Here is a 22,286-nt window from a genome sequence, read left to right on the forward strand (position 1 = left end):
GCTCCAAACCTGCGTCAGGCGACGCGCTCAGGTACGTTTCGGTGGCACCAGCCGCAGTTTGGCGGGAACCGGCGGCTGGTTCGGGCACAGCAGGTGCTGGATGTCGTCGGACTTGAGCGGATACGAATACAGATAACCCTGCCCTTCGACACAACCGGCGCGTAGCAGGAAATCGTGCTGCGCCTCGGTCTCGATACCCTCGGCGATCGTGATCAGCCCCAGGCTCTTCGCCATCGCCAGCATCGCTTCGGTGATCGCCGCATCGTTCGTGTTGCCGGGCAGACCGGTAACGAAAGAACGATCGATCTTCAGATAGGACACGGCCGGCAGCTTGAGGTAGGCCATCGAGGAATAGCCGGTGCCGAAATCGTCGATGGCCACGGCGATACCCAGCGTGTGCAGGGTGCGCATCGTGCGTTCGGTGTCGTCACCCAGCCGCAGCATCGCGCTTTCGGTGATCTCCAGCAACAATCGCTGCGCAGTCAGTTGCCTCGAATGCAGCGCCCTGCTCACACCATCGACGAAGGCAGGGTGGCCAAACCAGCGGGCCGAGATGTTGACCGCCACGCGGATCGGCGGCACGCCGGCCAGGTCCCAGGCCTGGATCTGTGCGCACGTGGCCTGCATGACCCATTCGTCGATGCGCCGGATCAGGCCCAGACCTTCGGCCACCGGGATGAATTCGGCGGGCAATATTTCGCCCCGTTCCGGATGTTGCCAGCGCAGCAACGCCTCCACCGCCACGATGCGCCCCGTGCGCAATTCGATGCTGGGCTGAAACACCAGCTGGAATTCATTGCGCACCAGCGCCTGGCGCAGTTCGCTGGCCAGTTGCAGGCGGCGACGGGTGTCGGCGTGCATCATCGGCGTGTAGAAACGGAACGCGTTGCGCTCCTCGGTCTTGGCCGCGTACATGGCGGCATCCGCATTCGCGATCATCACCGAGGCGTTATCGCCATCCAGCGGATAACCGGCAACGCCGATACTGGCGCTGAGCACGATTTCGTATTCCTCGAGCAGGAATGGCTCCGACAGTGAGGTGAGCAGGCGGTTGACGATCGCCCTGGCATCCTCGCGCAGGATCAGCCGGGGAATCATCACGGTGAATTCGTCGCCTCCGATGCGCCCCGCCACGTCTCCTTCGGACAACTGCTGGCGGATGCGCTCGCCGACCTTGACCAGCAGGCGGTCGCCGATCGCATGGCTGTAGCTGTCGTTGACGATCTTGAAGGCATCCAGGTCGATGAACAGCACGACTACCGCCAGCCGCTCGCGCTCGGCCACGGCAATGGCTTCGGAGCAGCGCCGTTCGAACTCCGCGCGATTGACCAGGCCTGTCAACGGATCATGCCGCGCAAGGTGTTCCAGGCGATGCTGATTGGCCTTCGCCTCATGGATGTCGGTGAACACCGCCACGTAATGGACGACCTGATTTTCCGCATTGCGGATGGTGCTGATGCTCAGATGTTCGGGGTAGCTGCTGCCATCGCTTCGCGTGCTTTGCACCTCGCCCAGCCAGTTGCGTCCGGCGGCGACGCTGTCCCACAGCGATTGTGGCAACGGCTTGCCGTCGGGCATCCGGCGATTCGCATCCAGCGGCTTGCCTTGCAGAGCAAGACTGCTGAACCCGGTGAGTTCGGTATGCGCAGCATTGGTCGAAATCACCTTCCGTTCGGAGTCGGCGATGATGACGCCTTCGGCGATGCTGGCCAGCGCCTCGGCGGCGATCCGGCGCTCCTGTTCCATCGCCAACCGTTCGGAGATATCGCGGATGATCGCCTGGCGTACCGGCAGACGGCCCCAGTTGGCGAGGCTGGTCTGCGTTTCGACCGGTCGGATGCCGCCGGCGCCGAGCAACGCATTGGTGGATGCGCGACCCGCCTCCTGGCCGCCGATGGATTGCGCGAACAGGTGTACGAAGCGGTCCCCGATCAGCTCATCCGCGCTGCGGCCGGTCCACGCCGATGTGGTGCGGTTGACGTCCAGAATTCGCCCACTGGTCTCGTCGACCATCACGATCGCATCGGCCGCGCTGTCGAACAGCAACCGGTAGCGCTCCTCGCTGCCGCGAATACTTTCCAGGATTCGGCGTGCCATGCGAACCCACAGCAACGCAGCGATCAGGAACGCGCCCAGCACGCCCCAGAACAATAGCTTGCCCAGCCACACCGCTCCTTTCACGATCTCGATCGAGAACAGGTCGGTGCGCGGCTCCATGTACGTGTTCAATGTCCTGATGCGCGCGCGTTGCCGCGCCACCTCGGACGCGGCCGGCCCGCCGGCGCGATAGCCATCGTGCAGCTCGACCGCGATGCCGCCGAGTTCGGCGATCGGCGCATCGGTGGAACGCCATGCCGCGAGCGCTTCGCGCATATGCGGCGTATTCGAGAAATACTCCAGTATGAAAATCATGCCCGGTTGCGCCGCCGGGATGATGTTGCCGCGCTTGAATACCTGTGCGATCTCGTCCTTGCTGTAATGGCCGGAGATGATCGCGTCGCGCCCGAACCGGTCGGATTCGAGCAGCCCCTGGTGGTTCTGGAAGGCCGCCAGATCGGCGGCCTCGCCCTTGCTCGCGTAGTTGTCGAGATCGATCACGGCCTGCTTCTGGGCCTTGGACCAGACACTCTCGCTGTTGAGGAAACCGGCGAGAGTGAGCTGGACCTGCAACACGCCCCATGTCAGCGCCATGATCAACGCAATCGCCACCGCCAGCGCATAGGCCAGCGGCAGCAGGCGCCGCGTCAGGGGTCTCTGCAAACTGTTGCCGATGAAATCCATTGCCAGCCTTTACGGTTGATGATGCAGCTGTCTTCCATGGCTCCAGTTTGCGCCGAGACTTCCTTCAAGCTGCGGCTTCTTTCGCTACCCACAAGTCGCGACACGTCCGGATACAACGGTCACCCAGCAGGATCATGCTCATGTAGCTGCGCTTGATGCACTCGGCCAGATGCGCCACGTCGTCGGCCGCGGGTGCCTCGCCCATCAGGGTACAGACTATATCCAACGCCTCCCATGGGTGAACGTCATCGTAATCGGCATGCAGGTGCAGCCAGCGCAGGCTGGACGCCCGGATCGACGGATCGAAACTCTCCCGGTACGTCGCGCTCGAATAGATCATGTGCGACCAGTCACCGGTAACCCCTTCGATGGCGTAGTTGGTGGCCACCATGCCGGCAGCCAGGCTGCCGCGCGCGCTGATCTCCTCGCACCAGCGGGCCAGCCCATCGGTGCCGTGCGGGGTGGTGCCGTGCAACAGGTCCTCGCGCGACACCCCGGCGCCCTCGGCCCAGTTGAGCCAGTACTCGGCGTGATTCTGCTCGACCCGGATGTTGCGCACCAGCCAGCGCCGGGCCTTGTCGTCACCCGGACTGCGGCCGTAGCGGGTCTTCAGAAGGTTCAGAGCCATGAAACTCGGAAACCGTTCGATGAACGGCCACAGGCCCATCATGAAATTGCGGGTGGACTCGTGATCAAGCTGCAGTGCGGTCATCATGCGCCAGATATCGTGGTCCAGAACACGCTGCCGGGTGCTTGCACAATCGGCAACCATGTCCTGCGCCCACTGCGGGTAGCTGGTCAATTCGTTCAGGGGACCGGTACGGTCGAAAGAGGTATGCATGGAGTTCTCCTAGGATTTGGACGGCTTCAGTGGGTTACTGCTTCGCTACGCCGGCGCAGGAAGTGCCTGCCGCCGGCCTTACCCGGCATCGCGGTGCAATGCCGAAATTCCTGAGTTCGTGGCCATCCGCCATGGCCTATCGCGCTGATTCCATCCTGCCTGGCCGGTGGCGCGCCCACATCCCGATTTGCGGCGCGAGGCCAGGTCGTCACACCCTGTCGATGCAGGGTAGCCCTGCCGGGGCAGACCGAAGGAGGGGATGTACCACGTGCACCGTTCTCGTGGCATGCGTGGCCTGTATGCCCCTCGATCACGCGACACCGGCTCGTGCCGAAGCCTTCGACGAATGTCTTCGGCGCGGTCAGGTCGCGAGCGTCGACATGGACGCCATTGAAGTCGAGGAACGTGCCCTGCCCGATGCAGATACTGCCGCCATCGTCGTAGTGGAACGGCGCGCGCATCACCATGCCCTCGCCCACGCTGGCCAGCCATTCCAGCGACGACGCACGGGCGTTTCCGCCGACCTCGCCATGGGATGTTGCAGCGCGCATCCGGCCCCAGGGACGCGCGTGGCCGGCATGATCGCTTGCGCTCATCTTGCATGGGCACCTAGTGTTGCCGAGTCGTCCGTTCGCTAACGGAAAGCGACATCCTGATCACTGGGGCCGAAAACCGATGTCCACACACACCTCGAAGCGCGCCTTCAGCCTGAGACGCGTGCTGCCAATGGCCACCCTGCTTGCCTTCGGCACCATCGCGCAGGCCAGCACCCCGGACCCGGCGCGCTGGCAGCACCAGGCGCAAGCCGTCACGATCACCCGCGACGACTGGGGCATTGCCCATGTGCATGGCAAGACCGACGCCGACGCCGTATTCGGCATGGCTTACGCCCAGGCCGAGGATGACTTCAACCGCGTCGAGACGAACTACCTCAACGCGATGGGTCGTCTCGCCGAGGCCGAGGGCGAGCGTGCGATCTAGCAGGACCTGCGGATGAAGCTGTTCATCGATCCGGTCGAATTGCAGGCACTCTACGGCAAAAGCCCGGCCTGGCTGCAGGCACTGATGAACAGCTGGGCTGACGGACTGAACTACTACCTCGCCACGCATCCGGACGTGCACCCTCGGGTGATCACACACTTCGAACCGTGGATGGCGCTGAGCTTCAGCGAAGGCAGCATCGGCGGCGACATCGAGCGGGTGTCGCTGAAGCAGCTCGAAACGTTCTACGCGCACGACCGGCCCGTCACCGCGCAGGTCGAACCACCGGCGAGCTGGGCCGAGCCGACCGGATCGAACGGCATCGCAATCGCGCCGAAGCTCACCGCCGACGGCCACGCGTTGCTGCTGATCAACCCGCATACCTCGTTCTTTTTCCGCTCGGAACTGCAGATGTCGAGCGATGCCGGGCTCGACGCCTATGGTGCGGTCACCTGGGGCCAGTTCTTCGTCTACCAGGGCTTCAACCACCATATCGGCTGGATGCACACCTCGACCGGTGCCGACGTGGTCGATGAATTCGCCGAGACGATCGTGCACAAAGACGGCAAACTGTTCTATCGCTACGGCAAGGAACTGCGCCCGGTCACCACGCGCGTGATCCGTGTGCCCTACCGCGCGAAGGATGGCTCGATGGCGTCGCGCAGCTTCACCGCCTATTTCACCCATCGCGGACCGATCGTGCGAGAGGCCGACGGCAAATGGATCGCCACGGCGTTGATGAACAAGCCGATGGAGGCACTCGAACAAAGCTGGCTGCGCACCAAGGCCCATGACTACGCCAGCTACATGAAGGTCGCCGAGCTCAAGGCCAACTCGTCCAACAACACGCTTTTCGCGGACGACAAGGGCGAGATCGCCTATCTGCATCCACAGTTCATCCCCAAGCGCGACGACCGCTTCGACTATACGAAACCCGTCGACGGCAGCGATCCGGCCACCGACTGGCACGGCCTGCTGCCACTGGACAAGGCGCCCCACGTCGTCGACCCACCGAACGGTTGGGCCTTCAATACCAATGACTGGCCCTATTCCGCCGCCGGCAAGTACAGCCCCAAGCGCGCGGACTACCCGCGCTACATGGATACTTTCGGCGAAAACCCGCGCGGCATCCACGCCACCAGCCTGCTGACCGGCGCGCACGATGTCACGATGGCTTCGCTGATCACCAAGGCGTTCGACTCGTACCTGCCTGCGTTCGCGCGGCAGCTGCCGATCCTGATCGCCGACTACGACGCGCTGCCCGCCAGCGACCCGCTCAAGTCCAGCCTGAAAGGCCAGATCGCGCTGCTGCGCGGTTGGGACTATCGCTGGGGCATCGCCTCGATACCGACCTCGCTGGCGGTGTACTGGGGTGACACGCTGTGGGACCAGGCCAGCAAGGCGGATACCGCCGAGGGCCTGTCGATCTACGACTACATGGCCGACCAGGCCGGTGCGAAGGCACGCCTGCAGGCGCTGTCCGAAGCCTCCGGCCGGTTGACGAAAGACTTCGGCAGCTGGGGCGTGCCATGGGGCGAGATCAATCGCTTCCAGCGCATCAACGGCGACATCGTGCAGCCGTTCGACGATGCCAAGCCGAGCATCCCGGTGCCGTTCGTATCGTCACGCTGGGGCTCGCTGGCCTCGTTCGGCGCGCACCGCTGGCCGGGCACGAAGCGTTACTACGGTACCAGCGGCAACAGCTTCGTCGCAGTGGTGGAGTTCGGTCCCCGGGTCAGCGCCCGTGCGATCACCGCTGGCGGCGAGAGTGGTCATCCGCAGTCGAAGCACTTCAACGACGAAGCCGAACGCTACACCACCGGCAACCTGCGTACCGTCTACTACTGGCCCGAGCAGTTGAAGGGACATACCGAACGCGTCTATCACCCGGGTGGGTGATGCCACATCCATGCGCGCGCGTCGCCGGCACCGCATGGCTGTCGAGGCGCTTCAACGGCGTGAGTGGAATATCGCTATCCGATCGTTTTCCGGCGACTGCGCGCTCTGCAGCCAGCGCTCGCCGGCGAGGGTCGAGGTGCATGGTCCGTAACTGCAGATCCTGATCTCGCGATTGGCAGCCTCCTGCTGCAACGCGTCCAGCACCGTGCGCAGGACCGTACCCGTGAACGGTGTGTACAGATAGAAAACGGTGCCACTGGAAAGATCGGCAGCCCGTGCATCCTGACGAATGAACGTCACGTTGGCCAGATTCAGCGCCTCGGCGCTCCGTCGCGCGCCTTCGACGTAGACCACCTCCAGCTCGATGCCTATGCAGCGCGCATCCGTGCAGATGGCCGCCAGCAAGGGTACGTGCCCCAGGCCCGAGCCAAGATCGATCAGAACGTCTTGCCGCTCGAGCGCCAGGCGCTCGATCAGGTCGAAGGCATGGCGTGCCGGCGTCGGCTGGTAGAACACCATCTCGGCTGCCAGTTCGGCCACTGCCTCGTCGGAGGGCTCGAATTGCAGCACCCCGGCGACCAGCTCGTCCAGATAATCGTAACCCTCACCATTCGCCGGACCCGGCGTGTGTCCGCCCTGATCGGATACAGGCCGCCATGGCAATAGCGCGCTGCGTCCGGCGCCTAGCCGAATCTCGCGCCGGATGACCTGGCAGAGCCCGTGATTCACCGCTTCCAACCGCGTCCGGATCGCCCTGGCCCGGCGCGCCAACGCGCTGGCGTCAGCGTCCGGCTCATCGGGAAAACAGGCCTCGAGGCGATCGAGCGCTTCCACACGCTGGCGCAGCCGATGCGGCTCAGCCAGCGACTGATCCTGCTCCAAGGCTTCGATCAACTCGCGTTGCGCATTCGTCATCCAGCTACCACCCATCCACACGAAACGATCGATGATAGCGCCGGTGACGCACGCCGTCGGCTACGCAGGGGTGGCGTGGAATAGTCCGGGTCGAAAGAATTGCTCCGCCGACCGTCAGGATGTCCCGGGTTTCTTCAATGCCGCTTGAAGTACTGCACGTCGCGCTCGTGCTTTTCCGCCGCCTCGCGCGTCTTGAATGTACCCAGGTTGCGGCGCTTGTTCGTGTCGGGATCCTTCTTGCGCGAATAGAGCCTGTATTCGCCCGATTTCAGTTTCCGGATCATGGTGACGACCTCCGCCAGCCACCCTCACCCTGTTGTCGTCACGGAAAAGTGATCGAACGGGCAACGCTTGCATGACGCAGACACCGGGGAATCAACCGCGACCTGGAATCTTCAGGCCAAGCTGCACCGCCGGCCTGGCCAGGCCCCGATCGAGCCATGCAACGACATGGGCGAAGCCGTCATACGCCACCAGTTCCCGCGCTTCGTAAAACGTGATCAAGTTGTTGACCCAGCCGAGCGTGGCGATGTCGGCGATGGTGTAGTCGTCGCCCATGATCCAGCGGCGGCCGTCCAGACGGGTGTCGAGCACGCCAAGCAGCCGCTTCGCTTCGTCGACGTAGCGCTGCAGCGGGCGCTTGTCTTCATAACTCTTGCCGGCGAACTTGTTGAAGAAACCCACCTGGCCAAACATCGGCCCGATCGACGCCATCTGGAAATACACCCACTGGATGGTTTCCCAGCGCCGTGCCGCATCGGCCGGGATGAACTGGCCGGTCTTGTCCGCCAGATACTGCAGGATCGCACCGGATTCGAACAAAGCCAGCGGTTCGCCACCCGGACCATCCGGATCGATGATCGCCGGGATCTTGCCATTCGGATTCAGCGCCAGGAATTCGGGCGTATGGCTCTCGTCCTTCATGATGTCGACAAGATGCGCCTCGTAGGGCAACCCGGTCTCCTCCAGCATGATCGATGCCTTCACTCCGTTCGGCGTGTTGAGCGAATAGAGCTGGATGCGCTCGGGATGCAGGGCCGGCCAACGGGTGGCAATGGGGAAGTCGGATAGAACGGACATCGCATGTTCCTTGACGTGGGGAGGCTGAATGCTCGCACAGCCAAGCTGCAGGATGGTCCGCGCGTCACTATCGGCACATGAAAGCCAGCCGAGAATAGCGGTTACTGGCAACTCGCCGCGGTTCCCGGCCTCGCTCAAGGGATGACATGTTCGACCGACGCGTTTTCCTCAAGACCCTGGCGTGGCTGGCCGCCGCGCCGTCGCTTGCCGCCCATGCGGGTGAGCGTGAGATGACTGATGCCGCGGCTCAGCTCTACCGCAAGGCCATCGTCATCGATGGCAACCTGCAGCTTGCCAATGATCCCGCCGAACCGCTTTCATCGGAAGCGCAGGCCGGCATCCGCGCATCGGGCCTGACCGTCTTCAAGATGACCATTGGCGGATCCGGCGGCAACTACGCCGACACGCTCAAGGAACTGGACGATTGCCGCGGCATGATCGCGCGTTATCCCGAACTGTTCATGCCGATCCGCCGCGCCACCGACATCGCGCTGGCCAAGCGCAGTGGCAGGATCGGCATCATCTTTTCGTTCGAAGCCGTGGAGATGCTGCAAAGCAACCTCGATCGGATCGACGAGTTCAGCCAGCTGGGTGTGCGCGTGATGCAACTGTCGTACAACCTGGCCAGCCCGTTCGCATCGGGTGTCCTGGCGCCCCGGGCATCGCGCGGCCTGACCACACTTGGTCATGCCGCCATCGCGGAAATGAATGCACAGGGCGTTTCCATCGACCTCAGCCACGCCGATGTGATGTCGACCCTGCAAGCCGTGCATGCCTCGTCCCGTCCGGTGCTGATCACCCACGGCGGCTGCGCGGCAGTTCATCCGCACCCACGCAACAAGATCGATGCCGAGCTGCGCGCGGTCGCCGGCAGTGGCGGCGTGGTCGGCATTTACGGCCTGCCCTACCTGACCGCCGGCCCGGCGCAGCAGACGCTGGCAGACTATATGGCGCACATGCTTCACGCATTGGCCGTCTGTGGCGAAGACCATGTCGGCATCGGCAGTGACGCCGTGCTCACCGGCTTCGATACATCACCGCAAAACATGGCGTTCTACGATCAGGTAGTCGCCGCCCGCAAGGCCGCAGGCATCGGCGCACCGGGCGAGGAACGGCCGCCTTATGTGATGGGGCTGAATCGGGCCGATCGCTGCGAAATCATCGCCGACGCGCTGCTCAGGCACGGGTATCCGGCGCGCATCGCCGAAAAAGTGCTGGGTACGAATTTCGCGCGGGTGTTCGCGGACACCTGGGTTGCACAGACGAAGGACCAGGCCTGAGGATTCGTCGGCACCGAAGCAACCAGCCGATGTTTTGCCAGGCGTCAGCTCTTGCGGTAGCTGCAACTTCTGCGGATTTCCTCCGGTTATCGGCGCGCTTCTGGCGGCTTCGTCCGACCTGGACATCTCCTTCGGCATGTTGCGTGACGACGGCCGAAGTTGGGTAGCCAAGCTGGCCGCTTGGCGAGGGCAACCCACTCTTGGAGTGCCGCCGCCGGCCCCCATATATGTCGACACACCGGCGTTGCCGGCGCATTTCCCCGATCGGAGGCAGTCCATGTCGAACTACCGCAAGACTCCGGAAGCCCTTTCGCGGCTTACTCCCGAGCAATATCGCGTGACCCAGGAATCGGCCACCGAACGGCCCTTCGACAATCTTTACAACGACCATCGCGAGCCGGGTCTTTACGTCGACGTGGTTTCGGGCGAGCCGCTGTTCACCTCGCTGGACAAGTTCGACAGCAGCTGCGGCTGGCCCAGCTTTACCCGACCAGCGCAGGCCGAGCACGTGATCGAGCATCGTGACACCAGTCTCGGCATGAGTCGCACCGAAGTACGCTCGCGTCACGGTGACAGCCATCTCGGCCATGTCTTTCCGGACGGTCCGCGCGAAACCGGTGGCCTGCGCTATTGCATCAACTCTGCATCGCTGCGCTTCATTCCACTCGCCCAGCTCGAAGATGAAGGCTACGGCGATTACCGCAAGCTGTTCGACACCCAGGAGTCCGCAACATGAGTGCAGCCACCGAACGCGCCATCCTCGCCGGCGGTTGCTTCTGGGGCATGCAGGACCTGATACGCCGCCAGCCGGGCGTGGTTTCCACGCGCGTGGGTTACGCCGGTGGCGATGTGCCCCATGCCACGTATCGCAACCACGGCACGCACGCCGAAGCGATCGAGATAACGTTCGATCCGCAGACGATCACCTACCGCACCCTGCTGGAATTCTTCTTCCAGATCCACGACCCCAGCACCGCCAACCGCCAGGGCAATGATCGGGGCAGCAGCTACCGCTCGGCCATCCTCTACACCACTGACGAGCAGAAGGCCGTGGCGGAAGACACCATCGCCGACGTGGATGCCTCGGGCCTGTGGCCGGGCAAGGTGGTGACGGAAGTGGCGCCAGCGGGCGAATTCTGGGAGGCCGAGCCGGAGCACCAGGATTATCTGCAACATTACCCGACGGGTTACACCTGCCACTTCATCCGGCCGGAATGGAAGTTGCCACGTCGGGCGTAGGTGTCAAAGCCGATCGGCAGAACAAGGCGTTCCGCCGATCTTTACAACCCGTGCTTGTGTGTATCAGCGAATGCGCGTGATCGCGCCGTTCGGATCCACCTGCACCAGATCGCCTTCACGGATGCCGCTGGCGTTCGGCACCTCGACATTGCTGTAACTGCCGTTACCCATTTTCAGACGTACCGTCCAGCTTTCACCGCCGCCGCCCTTGCCGATGGCGTTGCCGGCGAATCCGCCGCCTACCGCGCCGCCCACCGTCGCTAGCTTCTTGCCCTTGCCCTTGCCCACCTGATTGCCGAGCACGCCACCGGCAAGGGCGCCGATCACAGCACCAGCGGTGCCATGGTTGCGGCCCTGGGTGATGTTGTGATCAATCCGCTGCACGGTGCCGCACTGATCGCAACGAAGGTAGATGCCGTCGGAGCGCACCAGGACGCCGTTGGAGGATTGTGCCTGTGCAAACGGCGTAGCCGCCAGGGAAACGACGGCAACCAGCGAAAGAAGAACTGTCTTCATGGGGACTACTCCTGGGGATCTGACACTACTGTAATGACGCGGACTGAACTGGATGTCAAAGGGGTGTCTAGGCTTCACTCCCGAGCACATGGAAATCAACGAAGTCGTTCCGGAACGAGGTCATCGGCAGCGAGCTGGATCGACGCGTGGCTTACAGCACCGCACCGAGCACCAGCAAAAGTCCGCATAGCGACACCGCCCACACCGCCGTGCGCAGATAGGGAATGCCCACGAGATAGATCGGCAGATAAGCCACCCGTGCCCAGAAGTAGAGTTGCACACCCAGCGCGGTGTGCGCACTGGTCCGCTGTGCCATCACCACCGCCAATACCGCAACGGCAAAAAACGCAAAGGTTTCCAGAAAATTGCGGCTCGCTCGGGTCGCGCGTGCGGCAGCGCCGGTCAGCGGCTTCGTCTGGTCATCGCGGTTGCCCACATTCCACAGTATCCCGCGCTGCGCCGTACCTAGCGTCGCGGCAAGCAGGACATAGACCAGCCCCAGCGCAACCGACCATCCGAGCATCGTCAATTCGATCGTCATGGTCTTGTCTTCCGCCAGGGATGGTTCCCGGATGATGCCTCTTCTGGCGACCGGCTGCATGTACCGGAAAGCCGCCGTACCCCGATGACACCGTCCCGCTTGTACTTCGGCTCATCGGGTAGACTCGGAGCTTGGAGCCACAATCCCACATGGGCCGGAGAACATTGTGAGTGATTTCCGCAGACGTGGTGTCGCCATCGTCATCGAGGCCGGGGAACTGGTCCATGTGCTTTGCGAGCTTCTGGAGGGATTCGGATACCAGGTCATCCCGGCAGCAACCCACGCCCTGGCAGCGGAGCGCGCGCTGGCGCACGACGAGATTGCCCTGCTCGCCGCCTGCGTGCCGGCGCCGGACGAAAGCCGCGCCGGTATTTACCTCGAGGAAGCCGCCACGCGCAATGCGCACATGGCGGTCGTACTCATGCTCAGCGATCCGCTGGAGCAGTCGCCCAGTGCCCCGCCCTGCGCCGTCAAGATCGTGAAGCCGTTCGGGCGCAAGACACTGGTCGAGGCCATTGAACTTGCCGAGGCCAGGGCAGCCAGCAATTGATGTCCTGCCGAACGGCAACGCGAACTCAACGCTCGATCACCCTCTCGATGCGCCGATCAGGGACCAACCACATCAACGCAGCGAGGGCATAGACAAGCTGCGCGGCCCACGGCCGCCACCCTGTCAGCGCGATCCCGATCAAATAGAGCAGCGGTGATGACTTGCCTTTCCAGTCGAAACCCACTGCACTGCGCAGCGCCGAGCCGGTACCTTCCACCGCCATCAGCACCTGCTCCAGTATCCAGTAGGCTATCGCCGCCATGAACAGCACCACGCCATAGACTGCCGTCGGCACCGGGGCAGCATGATTTTCGCCCATCCATGCGGTGGTGAAAGGAAACAGCGACAACCAGAACAACAGATGCAGGTTCGCCCACAACACCGCCCCCGACACCCGGTGGCCGACGGAAAGCATGTGGTGATGGTTATTCCAGTAGATGCCTACGTAGACAAAGCTCAACACGTAACTGAGCAACACAGGCGCCAGTGGCCCAAGCGAGGCTAATGCGTGCCCTTCGGGCACCTTGAGCTCCAGCACCATGATGGTGATGATGATCGCGATGACCCCGTCACTGAATGCTTCCAGCCTGCCCTTGCCCATAACGCCTCCCACTGATGACAGCTTCCGTCCGATGGATGTCAGCTTGCCTCATGATGGAGCTGACCGCACGGTCTCGCGCAGGCGAGGAGCCAAATCGGGGGCCTGTCGCAGGGAATTCGTAGCGCCGAATGCGCACGCTATCGTGGGTGCATGGCCATATCCGCCTGCGCTTCGGAATAACCTTTCCTTTCGCGGCATGACGGACCAACGATGATCATCGTAGTGATGGGCGTTTCAGGCACAGGCAAATCCACGGTCGGACAAGCGCTGGCCATCGCGCTCGGCTGGGACTTCCAAGAAGGCGATGAGCTTCATCCACCATCGAACATCGACAAGATGCAGGCAGGTATCGCGCTCGGTGATGACGACCGCTGGCCGTGGCTGGATCGCATCGCATGCTGGATCCGCGGCGAGAGCGAACAGGGCCGCAGCGGCGTGGTCACCTGTTCCGCACTCAAGCGGCGTTATCGCGACCACCTGTATGGTGCCGGCGATGACGTGCGCTTCGTCCATATCCGTGTTCCGCGCGCCGAGCTCGAGCAGCGTACCCGCCATCGCCTCCACTTCATGCCGACGTCCCTGCTGGACAGCCAACTGCAAACCCTGGAAGAGCCCACTCCCGGTGAAAACGTCCTGGCGGTATCGGGCCAGGACACAGTGGCGGAGATCGTTGCGAGCGTTCGCCATTGGCTGGACGCGCGCGTCACGTCGTCAGGAAGTTGACCGGATCAATGCAGCGCTCAGCTGGTGTGATCCAGGATGATCTTCCAGCCCGCCGGCGTCTTCTCCCACAGCAGCGAGTACACACCATCGTCCTTGGCCACTTCGCCGTGGGCGCTCCGATCGAGATGGAAGCGACCAGTCACGACGGCGTACCGCACCGCGCCGTCGGTGCCAGGCAACAGGCGCACGTCGATCGCGGAAAACGTGAGCTCGCCCATCTGCTCTTTCGTGGCGTAATGCTTGCGGTAACTGTCCAGGATCGTGCGGTAGCCTTTGCGAACACCGGTGCCGACGAAGGTGGTGTCGGGGGCATCCTTGTATCCACGCATGAAGCCCGCGACGTCCCCGCGATTCCATGTCGCCTGCTGCTGGTCCATCACCTGTCGTATGGCGGCGGCATCACCGCCAGCGGCCGCGGCCATGCCCGAACCGGCCCACGCCAGGCCAGCCATGGCCAACAGGATCCAGAATCCGATAAAAATCTGTTTTCCGGCCATGGTGTGCTCCGCTGAGATACGTGATGTTTCGTGAACGCCTGGAATGGCCGGTGCGCCGGCATCGCTGCAGCACGTGGTCGGACCTTCGCCCAAGCGGATGAACGTACACCTTTTCCCCGGCCAGGGGTTCTTCAAAGCGGCGGTTTCCCCGCGCGCCGCACGGCGTCGTCTGCTGCGGCCAGAATCAGCTTGCGCGTAGCCGCGTTTTTTCGCTTGCCGGTGCTCAGTTGCAGGAAGACCGGGAGGCTGGTCAATACGAACAGCATATCGACAAGATCCCCCGCCACACGAGCACGCACGTCGCCGCGCTCGACCAGGCGATCGACCAGTATCGAAAAATTGACTCGCCGCCGCTCGTTGCGTGCAGCGAGACTGTCGGCGAATTCGGTATCGCCCGATGCAGCAGCCTGCACACTGGCCAGTGACTGCAAATCGGACCCCCAGAAATCGCAGAAGATCTCGATCAACCGATCCACGCCGGCACGCGGATCGTCATCGTTCATTGCGTTGGGGATACGGTGCAGCCCGCCCTGGGCGGCGATTCCGTCGAAGACCGCTTCCAGCAACTCCGGGCGCGACCCGAGCTGGTTGTAGACCGTCAGCCGGCTGACCCCCGCCGCCTTCGCGACGGATTCCAGCGAGAAACCGATCAGGCCGGTATTGCGCAACTGGGCCGTCGCCGCCGCAAGGATGCGCGTGCGGGTCTGCCCGGCAGCTTCGGCGCGGGCGGTGCTGCGATAAGTTCGTGGCGTCATCTTGTTCGCTTCCGATTTTGACTATACAGTATGTACACCAAAATGATCAGGTGACTCCACCATGGCAACTTTGCTGGTTACGCTTATTGTGCTGCACGTGCTGACCGGCGTGTTCTGGGCCGGCTCGACCTTTGTGCTGGCCCGCACTGCCGGCGCCAACGCCGAACGGCTGGCGCTTCCGCAGTTCGGCGCAGCGCTGCTCACTCTCGCCCTGGGAACAAGCATCTGGGCAATGGCGCTAAGCAACGTCCCGGCCATCCCCTCGATCCGCGTGCTTGGCGCCGGGGCAACGTGTGCACTGCTGGCCGCCATTGTGCAGGGACTGGCATTGCCAGCCGTCCGCCGACTACGGGAACAAGACCCGACCGCGCCGCGCAAGCGGATCGCCATCCATCAACGAATCGCCAGCGCGCTGTTGGTCGTTACGGTCACATGCATGGCATTGTGGAGCCACATCTGAGATATCGGAAGCACGGGCGCGGTTTGGCGATCCCGGTTCCTGGGATGTCGATTTCTGCATACTCCACTCGTCGTATCAATGAGGGCTTCTCCTCCATCTACGGGAAACCGCCATGTCCAATACCGTCCGTCTCCACCGAGTCCTGCGCGCCCCACCCGAGCGGGTCTACCGCGCCTTCCTCGATGCCGACGCCAAGGCCAAATGGTTGCCACCGAACGGCTTCACCGGCAAGGTGCATCACCTCGAAGCCAGGGTCGGTGGCAGCTACAGGATGTCCTTCACCAACTTCTCGACGGGCCAGAGCCACACGTTCGGTGGCACCTATGTGGAGCTCACGCCTAACGAGCGCATCCGTTACACCGATCAGTTCGACGACCCGAACCTGCCCGGTGAAATGGCCGTCACCATCACCCTGAAGGCGGTGTCCTGTGGCACCGAACTGCACGTGGTGCAGGAAGGCCTGCCTGATGTCATCCCACTCGAGCAGTGCTACCTGGGCTGGCAGGAATCGCTGGTGCTGCTCGGCAAGCTGGTGGAGGCCGAAATCCCGGGTTGAGGGGTCAGCCCACTCTGGAACCTCATGGCACAGCCACCGATGTCCGGATGACTGATCATGCCGTTATCGTGATTCCGCCAGCTCCCTGGCGAAGTCACGATAACGGCGTGGTGGATGGCCGAGCAGGCCGGTGAGGACGTCCGCGGCGTGCGGTTTGCCGAGCATGCCGTCGACGTGGAATCGCGCCAACATCAAGCGCAGGTCGTAGGCTGACCAGGATGGCATCACGCCTGCCATGAAACCCTCATAGGCATCCAGATCATTGCCTGCATATGTCACCGGCTTGCCAAGCACGCCGGACCAGATCGTCGCCAGCGCATCGCCGGTCAGCGCATCCGGCCCGACGATCTCGATTACCTCGCGTGGCAGCGGCGTCTGCGAACGCGCCCGGCGCAGCAGAGCGGCCACCGCAATCTCGGCGATGTCACGCACGTCGACCATCGATACACCGACATCGCCGATGGGCATGCCGTAGCGTCCCTGCTTCATCAATCCATCCCTGAGCATGGCGTCGTTCTGCATGAAATAGGACGGACGCAACACGGTCACCGGCAAATCGAACTGCTCGATCATCCGCTCCACCGTGTACTTGCCGGTGAAATGCGGCACATCGGTGTAGGCATCGCTGTTGAGCACCGACAGATAGACGATGCGCTCGATGCCAGCCTCGCGCGCCAGGCTCAGCGTACTAATGGCCTGGGTCACTTCATCCGCAACCACGGCATTGAGCAGGAACAAGGTGTCGACCTTTTGCAGCGCTGCACGCATCGATGGGATATCGGTCATGTCGCCCTTGACGGCGTTAACGCCTTCGGGAAACGAAACCTTGTCCGGATCGCGCGTCAATGCGTGAACGCTGGCGCCTTGTGCGACCAGTCCGCGAACGACGAGGCTGCCGATCGTGCCGGTGCTGCCGGTAACGAGAATGCTCATGAGATATCTCCTTCAGTGATGGGATTGGGTGGTGGACAGCCCCATCCTGATGTTTCACTAGAGACACCGATAGTCACATAATATGGACATCTCGTCTCAGCAGTGGAACACCCATGGATCTCCTTGCCCTGTCCGATTTCAACGACGTGGCGCGACATGGCGGCTTTGGTCGCGCCGCACGGATCACCGGCCGGCCCAAGGCCACGCTTTCGCGTCGGGTGCGTCAGCTCGAAGATGCGCTAGGCGTGCGCTTGTTCGAACGTGGCGGCCATACCCTTCGCCTCACCGAAGAAGGGCGCGAGCTGCAGGAACGTACGCAGTCGCTGCTGGAGCACATCGATGAAGCGGGCGAAGTGCTGCGGCGAGGCATCAGCACGCCGCGGGGCCGGCTTCGCATCAGCGCACCGGTGCTGTTCGGCCAACGCGGCTTGGGCCGCATTGCGGCCGACTACGCCCTGGCTTATCCCGGCGTGCAACTGGAAGTCATCACCGAGGACCGTTTCGTCGATCCGGTGGATGACGGCTTTGACCTGATCATCCGTGCCAATCCCGATCCTTCGACCGATCTGACCGGGCGCTGCTTCCTGCGCGATGTGCTGGTCGTCGTGGCGCCGCCATCCCTGCCCCGTCCGGTCAGGCAGCGTGATGTTGCCGTGCCGGCTATCGCCTTGCCCCGCACACCGGCCGATGCATCCTGGCAACTCAGCCGCGCACGCAGCGTGCTGACCGTCGCCACCCACACCGTGTTGCGCCTGTCGTCGATGGCGATGATCCACGACGCCGTGCTCGCGGGCGTCGGCGCCGCGGTCATGCCGCGCTCGCTGGTGCAGGCCGACATCGACGTCGGCCGGCTGATCGACTGGGGCACGCTGGCCGACCGTCGCATCGAAGTATGGGCGCTGTATCCCTCGCATCGGCATGTAAGCGCGCGAGTGAGCGCCTTCGTGCAGTTGCTCGTGGATCGCTTTGAAAACGCCTCACCTGCGTCCTTCGCCCGGCTCGCAGGCACAAAATGACACGGGGACCGGAGCGCGTGAAGCCGTCCATGTCGGCGTCAACGTGCACCCGGCCCAGGCGACTCAATCTCCCCCGCGCCCCTTTGAGCCTGCTTTATCAGCGGACGGTTGCAGGGGGATGATATCGAGGGCGTAGCTATAGGGACGCGCCGGCACGGTATAGGCCGGCAATACCTGGGCACCCCAGGTGTCGCGCGCGCCCAGTCCCATCTGTCGGTCGTCCACCAGCAACTGCACGAAGTCGCGCCGCGGCAGGTCGTACGGATGCTGTGCCTTGGCCAAGTCCTCCATGCTGTAGGGTCGCGCGGTGAACTGCAGCGGCGCGCCAGCGGCACTCTCGAAACGAAGGCCCCGTCCTGCCGCATCGGTGATGGTGAACCAGCGCACGCCAGTGCGGTTGCCGTTCTGCTGTGAGCGAACATAGGAGAACCCGAGTTCGTCGACCGCTGCGTGGTAGATGCCCAACGGGTAACCGCTGGCGCGGTCGATGTAGTTCTCGCCAGGTCCGCGTCCGTACCAGGCCACCGTCCTCATCGACGTCGGCAACTCCATCATCACGCCCAGCCGCGGCAGATCGGGAAGATGCTCGCCGTGCGGCTCGAAGTTCACTTGCATGCGCACCGCACCGGCGCCATCCACCCGATAGCGCACCCGATACAGGCTGTTGCCCGGCGGCAGCATCAGCGTCGCGTCGATCCATGCCTGGCCATCCGCGTCGTGGCCCGTGGTCAGCGACTGCACGCGCGCCTGCGCCGATGCATCTTTCCACGCCCCCAGTCGCTCGATGAAATGATTGCGGTACTGATTGTCATTGGGCACACGCCAGAAGTTCGGTCGTATCGGCCCCGTCAGCAGCGCGTGTCCGTGGCTGACGTAGCGGGTAATGGCACCGGTCGAACCATCGACATCCAGCGCGAAATTCGCACCCGACACGGTGTAGCCGTCGCCGTGTCGAGTGACCTCTGGTGTGCCGGCCGCCGCCGTGGTGTGCCACGGCGCTGCCGTCGCTGGCAGCACGATCTGGTCCCAGGCCATTTCGTACCCGGCCTTCGCCCATGATGTAGGCGCGCGTAACCGGAACGAGAACGTCACCGCGTAATCGTGGTTGTGATCGTCGCCAAGATGCCGCGCCGCGATGGCCGGCAATTGGACGATGCGCGACTGTCCGGGCGCGATCGCCAACGGTTCCAGCATCCCGGACGTCACTTCGTGTCCATCACGATCGAGCTCCCAACGTACGTCGTAGCGGTCCAGCGAAGTGAACGCATTTTCGTTGCTTACCCGGAACCGCCCCGCCGACGCGTCCACCGCCGCGACGTGGATCGACTGATAGGTCTTGCGCACCTGGGCCAGCATCGGATGTGGCCGTCGATCCGGATCGACGATGCCATTGATGTCAAAGTTGCCGTCGTTCGGCTGGTCGCCAAAGTCGCCGCCATACGCGAAGAAGCGTTTGCCGTCAGGCCCCTGCTTCCACAATCCCTGGTCGACGAAGTCCCAGATGAAGCCGCCCTGCATGCGCGGGTTCGAACGGATCAGCTTCCAGTAGTCGATCAGGTCACCGCTGACATTGCCCATGGAGTGGGCGTACTCGCACAGGATCAGCGGCCGTGTGGCATCGCCGGCAGCCAGATCCTTCATCTCCTGCAAGGTCGGGTACATCGGCGCCAGAATGTCGGTGTCGCTGTCGGTACCCGCGGGATTCCAATGCACGGGACGGGTCGGATCGACCTGGTGCATCCACTGGTAGACGGCGTGGAAATTCGGTCCGTTCTCCGACTCGTTGCCCATCGACCAGACGATCACACTGGGATGATTGCGGTCACGCGCCACCATGCGCCGCTCGCGATCCATCAACGTTGGCAACCAGGTGGGGTCGGAGGCAGTTGGCGTCGAGTTGCCACCCCAGCTGTCGTACAGTCCATGCGACTCGACGTTGGCCTCGTCGAACACATAGAGCCCGTATTCATCGGCGAGGCGGTACCACATCGGATCATTCGGATAGTGGCTGGTGCGCACCGCGTTGATGTTGTTGCGCTTCATCAACACGATGTCCTGCAGCATGCGCTCCCGCGAAACGAAATGGCCCGTCGCCGGGTCGTGTTCGTGCCGGTTCACACCCTTGATCAGGATCGGCTGACCGTTGACGCGCAACAGCCCGCCGGCGATGCGCACGTCACGGAAACCGATGCGAGTGCGTTCGACTTCAAGGGTGCGATCGCCCGCATCGCGGGTGGTCAGCAACAGCGTGTAAAGCGATGGCGTCTCCGCCGTCCACAACGCAGGATGATCGATCGCCTGGTCGATCCGCACGCGGGTCGACTTTCCGCCGGCCATCGATGGCACCGCCTGTGTCCAGGTTCCCACCGTGCTGCCTTGCGGATCGATCAATTGCGCCTGCACCGAGCCGCCCTGGGACGACCGGCCCGCGTTGTCCACGTCGATATCCAGCTGCAGCCGTGCATTGACGTAGTGGGCCTCCAGCGGCGTGCGCACACCCAGGTCCTCGACGTGCAGGTCGCCGCGCGACCACAGATAGACACCGCGAAAAATGCCACTCAGCCGCCACATGTCCTGGTCTTCCAGGTAGCTGCCATCGCTGTAGCGATACACCTCCACCGCCAGCAGGTTGCGGCCGGGGCGCAGGAAACGGGTGATGTCGAATTCCGCCGGTGTGCGACTGCCTTGGGCATAGCCGACGGCATGCCCGTTGACCCACAGGTGGAACGCCGAGTCCACGCCGTCGAAATTCAGCAGCACATGCCGGCCGCGCCAGTCGGCCGGCAACTCGAACCAGCGGCGGTAGGCTCCGGTGGGATTGCGTGCGGTGTAATTGGTGAAGTTCGACGGCGGCGTGCCCATCACGCGCGGCGGATCCACCTTGAACGGAAACCGGAAATTCGTGTACAGCGGCGTACCGAAACCCTGCGTCTGCCAGTTACCCGGTACATCGATGTGCTTCCAGGCTGCGTCGTCGAAATCGATCGCCTGGAAACCGTCCGGCACCGCGGACGGCTGTGGCGACCAGTGGAACAACCACGAGCCGTCCAGCGACTGGTACCACGGCGAACCCGGAAACGGATCGATCGGATCCGCCGCCAACGCCTGCTCGCGCGTCGCGTACGGCACCAGCTGGGCATGTCCCGGCAGACGGTGACGACCCTGCACCTGCAGGTTCTCCCAGTCGGATGTGGCGCCGAGGCACGCCGCGCTCCACAGCAAGCCAAAAACCAGCAACGCTCCGAAGATCGAGCCACCGTGTGTGCGCCGTCTGTTCCGCATGACTTCCCCCATAGCTTGCCGTATTAGTACGACAATACTACAAAGCTACGTGAACTGACCCGGGCTGACGGCTCGGCCGTGGCGCCCGCCTGGGATTACCCGCCGTATTGCTTCGGGATCGGCTGGTCGGGACTCTCGCCCTGCCAGTAAATCGTCACCACCCACCAGCGATGGCCGTCGAACAGCAGCTGGAAGCTGTTGATGCCGCGCTGGAATGGCTTGGCATCCGCTGCGGCGTGACGCGATTCATAGGTGCTGAACACCTGTGCGATGTCGCCAAAGCGCTCCACCGTGCGATGTGACTCGCGTTCAAAAAACCCGTCCTTCTGCATGAGCGGATCAGCCAGGCGGATATAGTCTTCCACGCTCAGGACGCGCGCCTTGCTGGCGCTGTCCTTGCTGGTATGCACGGCAATCAGCCGGGCGCCGGGAACAAACAGCGAACGCATGCGATCCCAATCGCGCTTTTGGCCTTTGGCGCCGGAGATCACGCTGTAGACCGCCTGCATGATCGCCTCCATCGAGGACACATCCGCTGGCCGCGCTGCCGGTGCTGCGGGCGTACCCGCAGCAACCTGGCTGGATACCGGTGCGCTCTGCGCGGCAGCCGGCTGCAATGATGACGCCGCGAACACCAGCGCGCAGGGCAACAGCAACGTACGGAACGAGACAAAACCCATGGTGTGCTCTCCTCTGTTCGTGGGGTGACGATCATCCCGGATGCCGCAGGGATTCTGCAGCCTATCTATCCTGGTGTGGGCCACCGAAGGGCCAAAGGTCATGGGCGGGATGTGGTTTTGTTGGCGACGCGTGGCTGTTTCCCCTGCCCAGGTGTCGCAA

Annotated in this window: 22 protein-coding genes and 1 pseudogene; 9 read left to right on the forward strand and 14 right to left on the reverse strand. The window is 63.3% G+C overall.

Annotated features, from left to right (window positions below; genetic code table 11):
- Positions 1-27: 27 nt before the first annotated feature.
- The 3 genes from ACPPVV_RS10365 to ACPPVV_RS10375 form a co-directional block, all read right to left on the reverse strand.
- Positions 28-2,781, reverse strand: coding sequence for a putative bifunctional diguanylate cyclase/phosphodiesterase (locus tag ACPPVV_RS10365; RefSeq protein WP_426699811.1), 2,754 nt, complete (start codon positions 2,779-2,781; stop codon positions 28-30).
- Between the two features lie 64 nt (positions 2,782-2,845).
- Entirely contained in the window at positions 2,846-3,622 is a 777-nt protein-coding gene (locus ACPPVV_RS10370; RefSeq protein WP_426699812.1) for a TenA family transcriptional regulator, read from the reverse strand.
- Between the two features lie 26 nt (positions 3,623-3,648).
- Positions 3,649-4,218, reverse strand: coding sequence for a hypothetical protein (locus ACPPVV_RS10375; RefSeq protein WP_426699813.1), 570 nt, complete (start codon positions 4,216-4,218; stop codon positions 3,649-3,651).
- A 79-nt stretch (positions 4,219-4,297) separates the two neighbouring features.
- Between ACPPVV_RS10375 and ACPPVV_RS10380 the strand changes: the two are divergent.
- Positions 4,298-6,502 (forward strand): annotated as a pseudogene (locus ACPPVV_RS10380) (penicillin acylase family protein).
- Between the two features lie 51 nt (positions 6,503-6,553).
- On the opposite strand, the gene ACPPVV_RS10385 reads toward ACPPVV_RS10380, so the two are convergent.
- From ACPPVV_RS10385 to ACPPVV_RS10395, 3 genes are all read right to left on the reverse strand, one after another.
- Entirely contained in the window at positions 6,554-7,417 is an 864-nt protein-coding gene (locus tag ACPPVV_RS10385; protein ID WP_426699814.1) for a methyltransferase domain-containing protein, read from the reverse strand.
- Between the two features lie 134 nt (positions 7,418-7,551).
- Positions 7,552-7,701 carry a hypothetical protein gene (locus tag ACPPVV_RS10390; protein ID WP_426699815.1) on the reverse strand — a complete coding sequence of 50 codons (150 nt, stop codon included), beginning with the start codon at positions 7,699-7,701 and terminating at the stop codon, positions 7,552-7,554.
- A 91-nt stretch (positions 7,702-7,792) separates the two neighbouring features.
- On the reverse strand, positions 7,793-8,497 hold the full coding sequence (locus ACPPVV_RS10395) for a glutathione S-transferase N-terminal domain-containing protein (protein WP_426699816.1): 705 nt from the start codon (positions 8,495-8,497) through the stop codon (positions 7,793-7,795).
- Between the two features lie 146 nt (positions 8,498-8,643).
- On the opposite strand from ACPPVV_RS10395, the gene ACPPVV_RS10400 reads away from it, so the two are divergent.
- The 3 genes from ACPPVV_RS10400 (at position 8,644) to msrA (ending at position 11,016) form a co-directional block, all read left to right on the forward strand.
- A complete protein-coding gene (locus ACPPVV_RS10400; protein ID WP_426699817.1) occupies positions 8,644-9,777 on the forward strand; it encodes a dipeptidase in 1,134 nt (377 codons plus the stop codon).
- A gap of 277 nt (positions 9,778-10,054) precedes the next feature.
- Entirely contained in the window at positions 10,055-10,513 is a 459-nt protein-coding gene (gene msrB / locus ACPPVV_RS10405; RefSeq protein WP_426699818.1) for a peptide-methionine (R)-S-oxide reductase MsrB, read from the forward strand.
- Complete coding sequence (gene msrA, locus ACPPVV_RS10410) at positions 10,510-11,016, forward strand: peptide-methionine (S)-S-oxide reductase MsrA (protein ID WP_426699819.1); 507 nt, start codon at positions 10,510-10,512, stop codon at positions 11,014-11,016. The genes msrB and msrA overlap by 4 nt, the downstream gene beginning before the upstream one ends.
- Positions 11,017-11,079: 63 nt before the next feature.
- Here the strand turns inward: msrA and ACPPVV_RS10415 are convergent, their stop codons facing one another.
- On the reverse strand, positions 11,080-11,532 hold the full coding sequence (locus ACPPVV_RS10415; protein WP_426699820.1) for a glycine zipper 2TM domain-containing protein: 453 nt from the start codon (positions 11,530-11,532) through the stop codon (positions 11,080-11,082).
- A gap of 151 nt (positions 11,533-11,683) precedes the next feature.
- Positions 11,684-12,073: an MAPEG family protein gene (locus ACPPVV_RS10420; RefSeq protein ID WP_426703216.1), complete on the reverse strand. Its 390-nt coding sequence runs from the start codon at positions 12,071-12,073 to the stop codon at positions 11,684-11,686.
- Positions 12,074-12,239: 166 nt separating this feature from the next.
- Between ACPPVV_RS10420 and ACPPVV_RS10425 the strand changes: the two genes are divergently transcribed.
- Positions 12,240-12,623: a hypothetical protein gene (locus tag ACPPVV_RS10425; protein WP_426699821.1), complete on the forward strand. Its 384-nt coding sequence runs from the start codon at positions 12,240-12,242 to the stop codon at positions 12,621-12,623.
- 25 nt (positions 12,624-12,648) lie between these two features.
- Here the strand turns inward: ACPPVV_RS10425 and ACPPVV_RS10430 are convergent, their stop codons facing one another.
- A complete protein-coding gene (locus tag ACPPVV_RS10430; protein ID WP_426699822.1) occupies positions 12,649-13,224 on the reverse strand; it encodes a TMEM175 family protein in 576 nt (191 codons plus the stop codon).
- Between the two features lie 210 nt (positions 13,225-13,434).
- Between ACPPVV_RS10430 and ACPPVV_RS10435 the strand changes: the two genes are divergently transcribed.
- Entirely contained in the window at positions 13,435-13,947 is a 513-nt protein-coding gene (locus ACPPVV_RS10435; protein WP_426699823.1) for a gluconokinase, read from the forward strand.
- A 17-nt stretch (positions 13,948-13,964) separates the two neighbouring features.
- Here the strand turns inward: ACPPVV_RS10435 and ACPPVV_RS10440 are convergent, their stop codons facing one another.
- Both ACPPVV_RS10440 and ACPPVV_RS10445 read right to left on the reverse strand, forming a co-directional pair.
- Complete coding sequence (locus ACPPVV_RS10440; protein WP_426699824.1) at positions 13,965-14,579, reverse strand: YybH family protein; 615 nt, start codon at positions 14,577-14,579, stop codon at positions 13,965-13,967.
- Positions 14,576-15,112 carry a TetR/AcrR family transcriptional regulator gene (locus ACPPVV_RS10445; RefSeq protein WP_426699825.1) on the reverse strand — a complete coding sequence of 179 codons (537 nt, stop codon included), beginning with the start codon at positions 15,110-15,112 and terminating at the stop codon, positions 14,576-14,578. The genes ACPPVV_RS10440 and ACPPVV_RS10445 overlap by 4 nt, the downstream gene beginning before the upstream one ends.
- A 148-nt stretch (positions 15,113-15,260) precedes the next feature.
- On the opposite strand from ACPPVV_RS10445, the gene ACPPVV_RS10450 reads away from it, so the two are divergent.
- Together ACPPVV_RS10450 and ACPPVV_RS10455 are read left to right on the forward strand one after the other, a co-directional pair.
- Positions 15,261-15,659: a hypothetical protein gene (locus ACPPVV_RS10450; RefSeq protein WP_426699826.1), complete on the forward strand. Its 399-nt coding sequence runs from the start codon at positions 15,261-15,263 to the stop codon at positions 15,657-15,659.
- Positions 15,660-15,771: 112 nt separating this feature from the next.
- Positions 15,772-16,215 (forward strand): SRPBCC family protein, encoded by a 444-nt coding sequence (locus tag ACPPVV_RS10455; protein ID WP_426699827.1) that lies wholly within the window; start codon positions 15,772-15,774, stop codon positions 16,213-16,215.
- Between the two features lie 63 nt (positions 16,216-16,278).
- On the opposite strand, the gene ACPPVV_RS10460 is transcribed toward ACPPVV_RS10455, so the two are convergent.
- Positions 16,279-17,148 (reverse strand): NmrA/HSCARG family protein, encoded by an 870-nt coding sequence (locus tag ACPPVV_RS10460; RefSeq protein ID WP_426699828.1) that lies wholly within the window; start codon positions 17,146-17,148, stop codon positions 16,279-16,281.
- A 113-nt stretch (positions 17,149-17,261) separates the two neighbouring features.
- Between ACPPVV_RS10460 and ACPPVV_RS10465 the strand changes: the two genes are divergently transcribed.
- Positions 17,262-18,164, forward strand: a complete 903-nt coding sequence (locus ACPPVV_RS10465; protein WP_426699829.1) for a LysR family transcriptional regulator — start codon at positions 17,262-17,264, stop codon at positions 18,162-18,164.
- 63 nt (positions 18,165-18,227) lie between these two features.
- Here ACPPVV_RS10465 and ACPPVV_RS10470 read toward each other — a convergent pair whose 3' ends face one another.
- On the reverse strand, positions 18,228-21,446 hold the full coding sequence (locus ACPPVV_RS10470) for a glycoside hydrolase family 2 TIM barrel-domain containing protein (RefSeq protein WP_426699830.1): 3,219 nt from the start codon (positions 21,444-21,446) through the stop codon (positions 18,228-18,230).
- Between the two features lie 95 nt (positions 21,447-21,541).
- A complete protein-coding gene (locus ACPPVV_RS10475; RefSeq protein ID WP_426699831.1) occupies positions 21,542-22,126 on the reverse strand; it encodes a hypothetical protein in 585 nt (194 codons plus the stop codon).
- Positions 22,127-22,286: the final 160 nt, after the last annotated feature.

It is taken from the genome of Rhodanobacter sp. Col0626, from assembly GCF_049994385.1.
Taxonomy (GTDB): domain Bacteria; phylum Pseudomonadota; class Gammaproteobacteria; order Xanthomonadales; family Rhodanobacteraceae; genus Rhodanobacter.

What these genes read in the sequence shown, in the direction of transcription:
- ACPPVV_RS10450 (WP_426699826.1), top strand. Translation starts at nt 15,261, where the DNA reads ATGGCAACTTTGCTGGTTACGCTTATTGTGCTGCACGTGCTGACCGGC.
- ACPPVV_RS10390 (WP_426699815.1), bottom strand. Translation starts at nt 7,701, where the DNA reads ATGATCCGGAAACTGAAATCGGGCGAATACAGGCTCTATTCGCGCAAG.
- msrB (WP_426699818.1), top strand. Translation starts at nt 10,055, where the DNA reads ATGTCGAACTACCGCAAGACTCCGGAAGCCCTTTCGCGGCTTACTCCC.
- ACPPVV_RS10430 (WP_426699822.1), bottom strand. Translation starts at nt 13,224, where the DNA reads ATGGGCAAGGGCAGGCTGGAAGCATTCAGTGACGGGGTCATCGCGATC.
- ACPPVV_RS10365 (WP_426699811.1), bottom strand. Translation starts at nt 2,781, where the DNA reads ATGGATTTCATCGGCAACAGTTTGCAGAGACCCCTGACGCGGCGCCTG.
- ACPPVV_RS10375 (WP_426699813.1), bottom strand. Translation starts at nt 4,218, where the DNA reads ATGAGCGCAAGCGATCATGCCGGCCACGCGCGTCCCTGGGGCCGGATG.
- ACPPVV_RS10400 (WP_426699817.1), top strand. Translation starts at nt 8,644, where the DNA reads ATGTTCGACCGACGCGTTTTCCTCAAGACCCTGGCGTGGCTGGCCGCC.
- ACPPVV_RS10475 (WP_426699831.1), bottom strand. Translation starts at nt 22,126, where the DNA reads ATGGGTTTTGTCTCGTTCCGTACGTTGCTGTTGCCCTGCGCGCTGGTG.
- ACPPVV_RS10385 (WP_426699814.1), bottom strand. Translation starts at nt 7,417, where the DNA reads ATGACGAATGCGCAACGCGAGTTGATCGAAGCCTTGGAGCAGGATCAG.
- ACPPVV_RS10415 (WP_426699820.1), bottom strand. Translation starts at nt 11,532, where the DNA reads ATGAAGACAGTTCTTCTTTCGCTGGTTGCCGTCGTTTCCCTGGCGGCT.
- ACPPVV_RS10395 (WP_426699816.1), bottom strand. Translation starts at nt 8,497, where the DNA reads ATGTCCGTTCTATCCGACTTCCCCATTGCCACCCGTTGGCCGGCCCTG.
- ACPPVV_RS10420 (WP_426703216.1), bottom strand. Translation starts at nt 12,073, where the DNA reads ATGACGATCGAATTGACGATGCTCGGATGGTCGGTTGCGCTGGGGCTG.
- ACPPVV_RS10465 (WP_426699829.1), top strand. Translation starts at nt 17,262, where the DNA reads ATGGATCTCCTTGCCCTGTCCGATTTCAACGACGTGGCGCGACATGGC.
- ACPPVV_RS10455 (WP_426699827.1), top strand. Translation starts at nt 15,772, where the DNA reads ATGTCCAATACCGTCCGTCTCCACCGAGTCCTGCGCGCCCCACCCGAG.
- ACPPVV_RS10470 (WP_426699830.1), bottom strand. Translation starts at nt 21,446, where the DNA reads ATGCGGAACAGACGGCGCACACACGGTGGCTCGATCTTCGGAGCGTTG.
- ACPPVV_RS10370 (WP_426699812.1), bottom strand. Translation starts at nt 3,622, where the DNA reads ATGCATACCTCTTTCGACCGTACCGGTCCCCTGAACGAATTGACCAGC.
- msrA (WP_426699819.1), top strand. Translation starts at nt 10,510, where the DNA reads ATGAGTGCAGCCACCGAACGCGCCATCCTCGCCGGCGGTTGCTTCTGG.
- ACPPVV_RS10435 (WP_426699823.1), top strand. Translation starts at nt 13,435, where the DNA reads ATGATCATCGTAGTGATGGGCGTTTCAGGCACAGGCAAATCCACGGTC.
- ACPPVV_RS10460 (WP_426699828.1), bottom strand. Translation starts at nt 17,148, where the DNA reads ATGAGCATTCTCGTTACCGGCAGCACCGGCACGATCGGCAGCCTCGTC.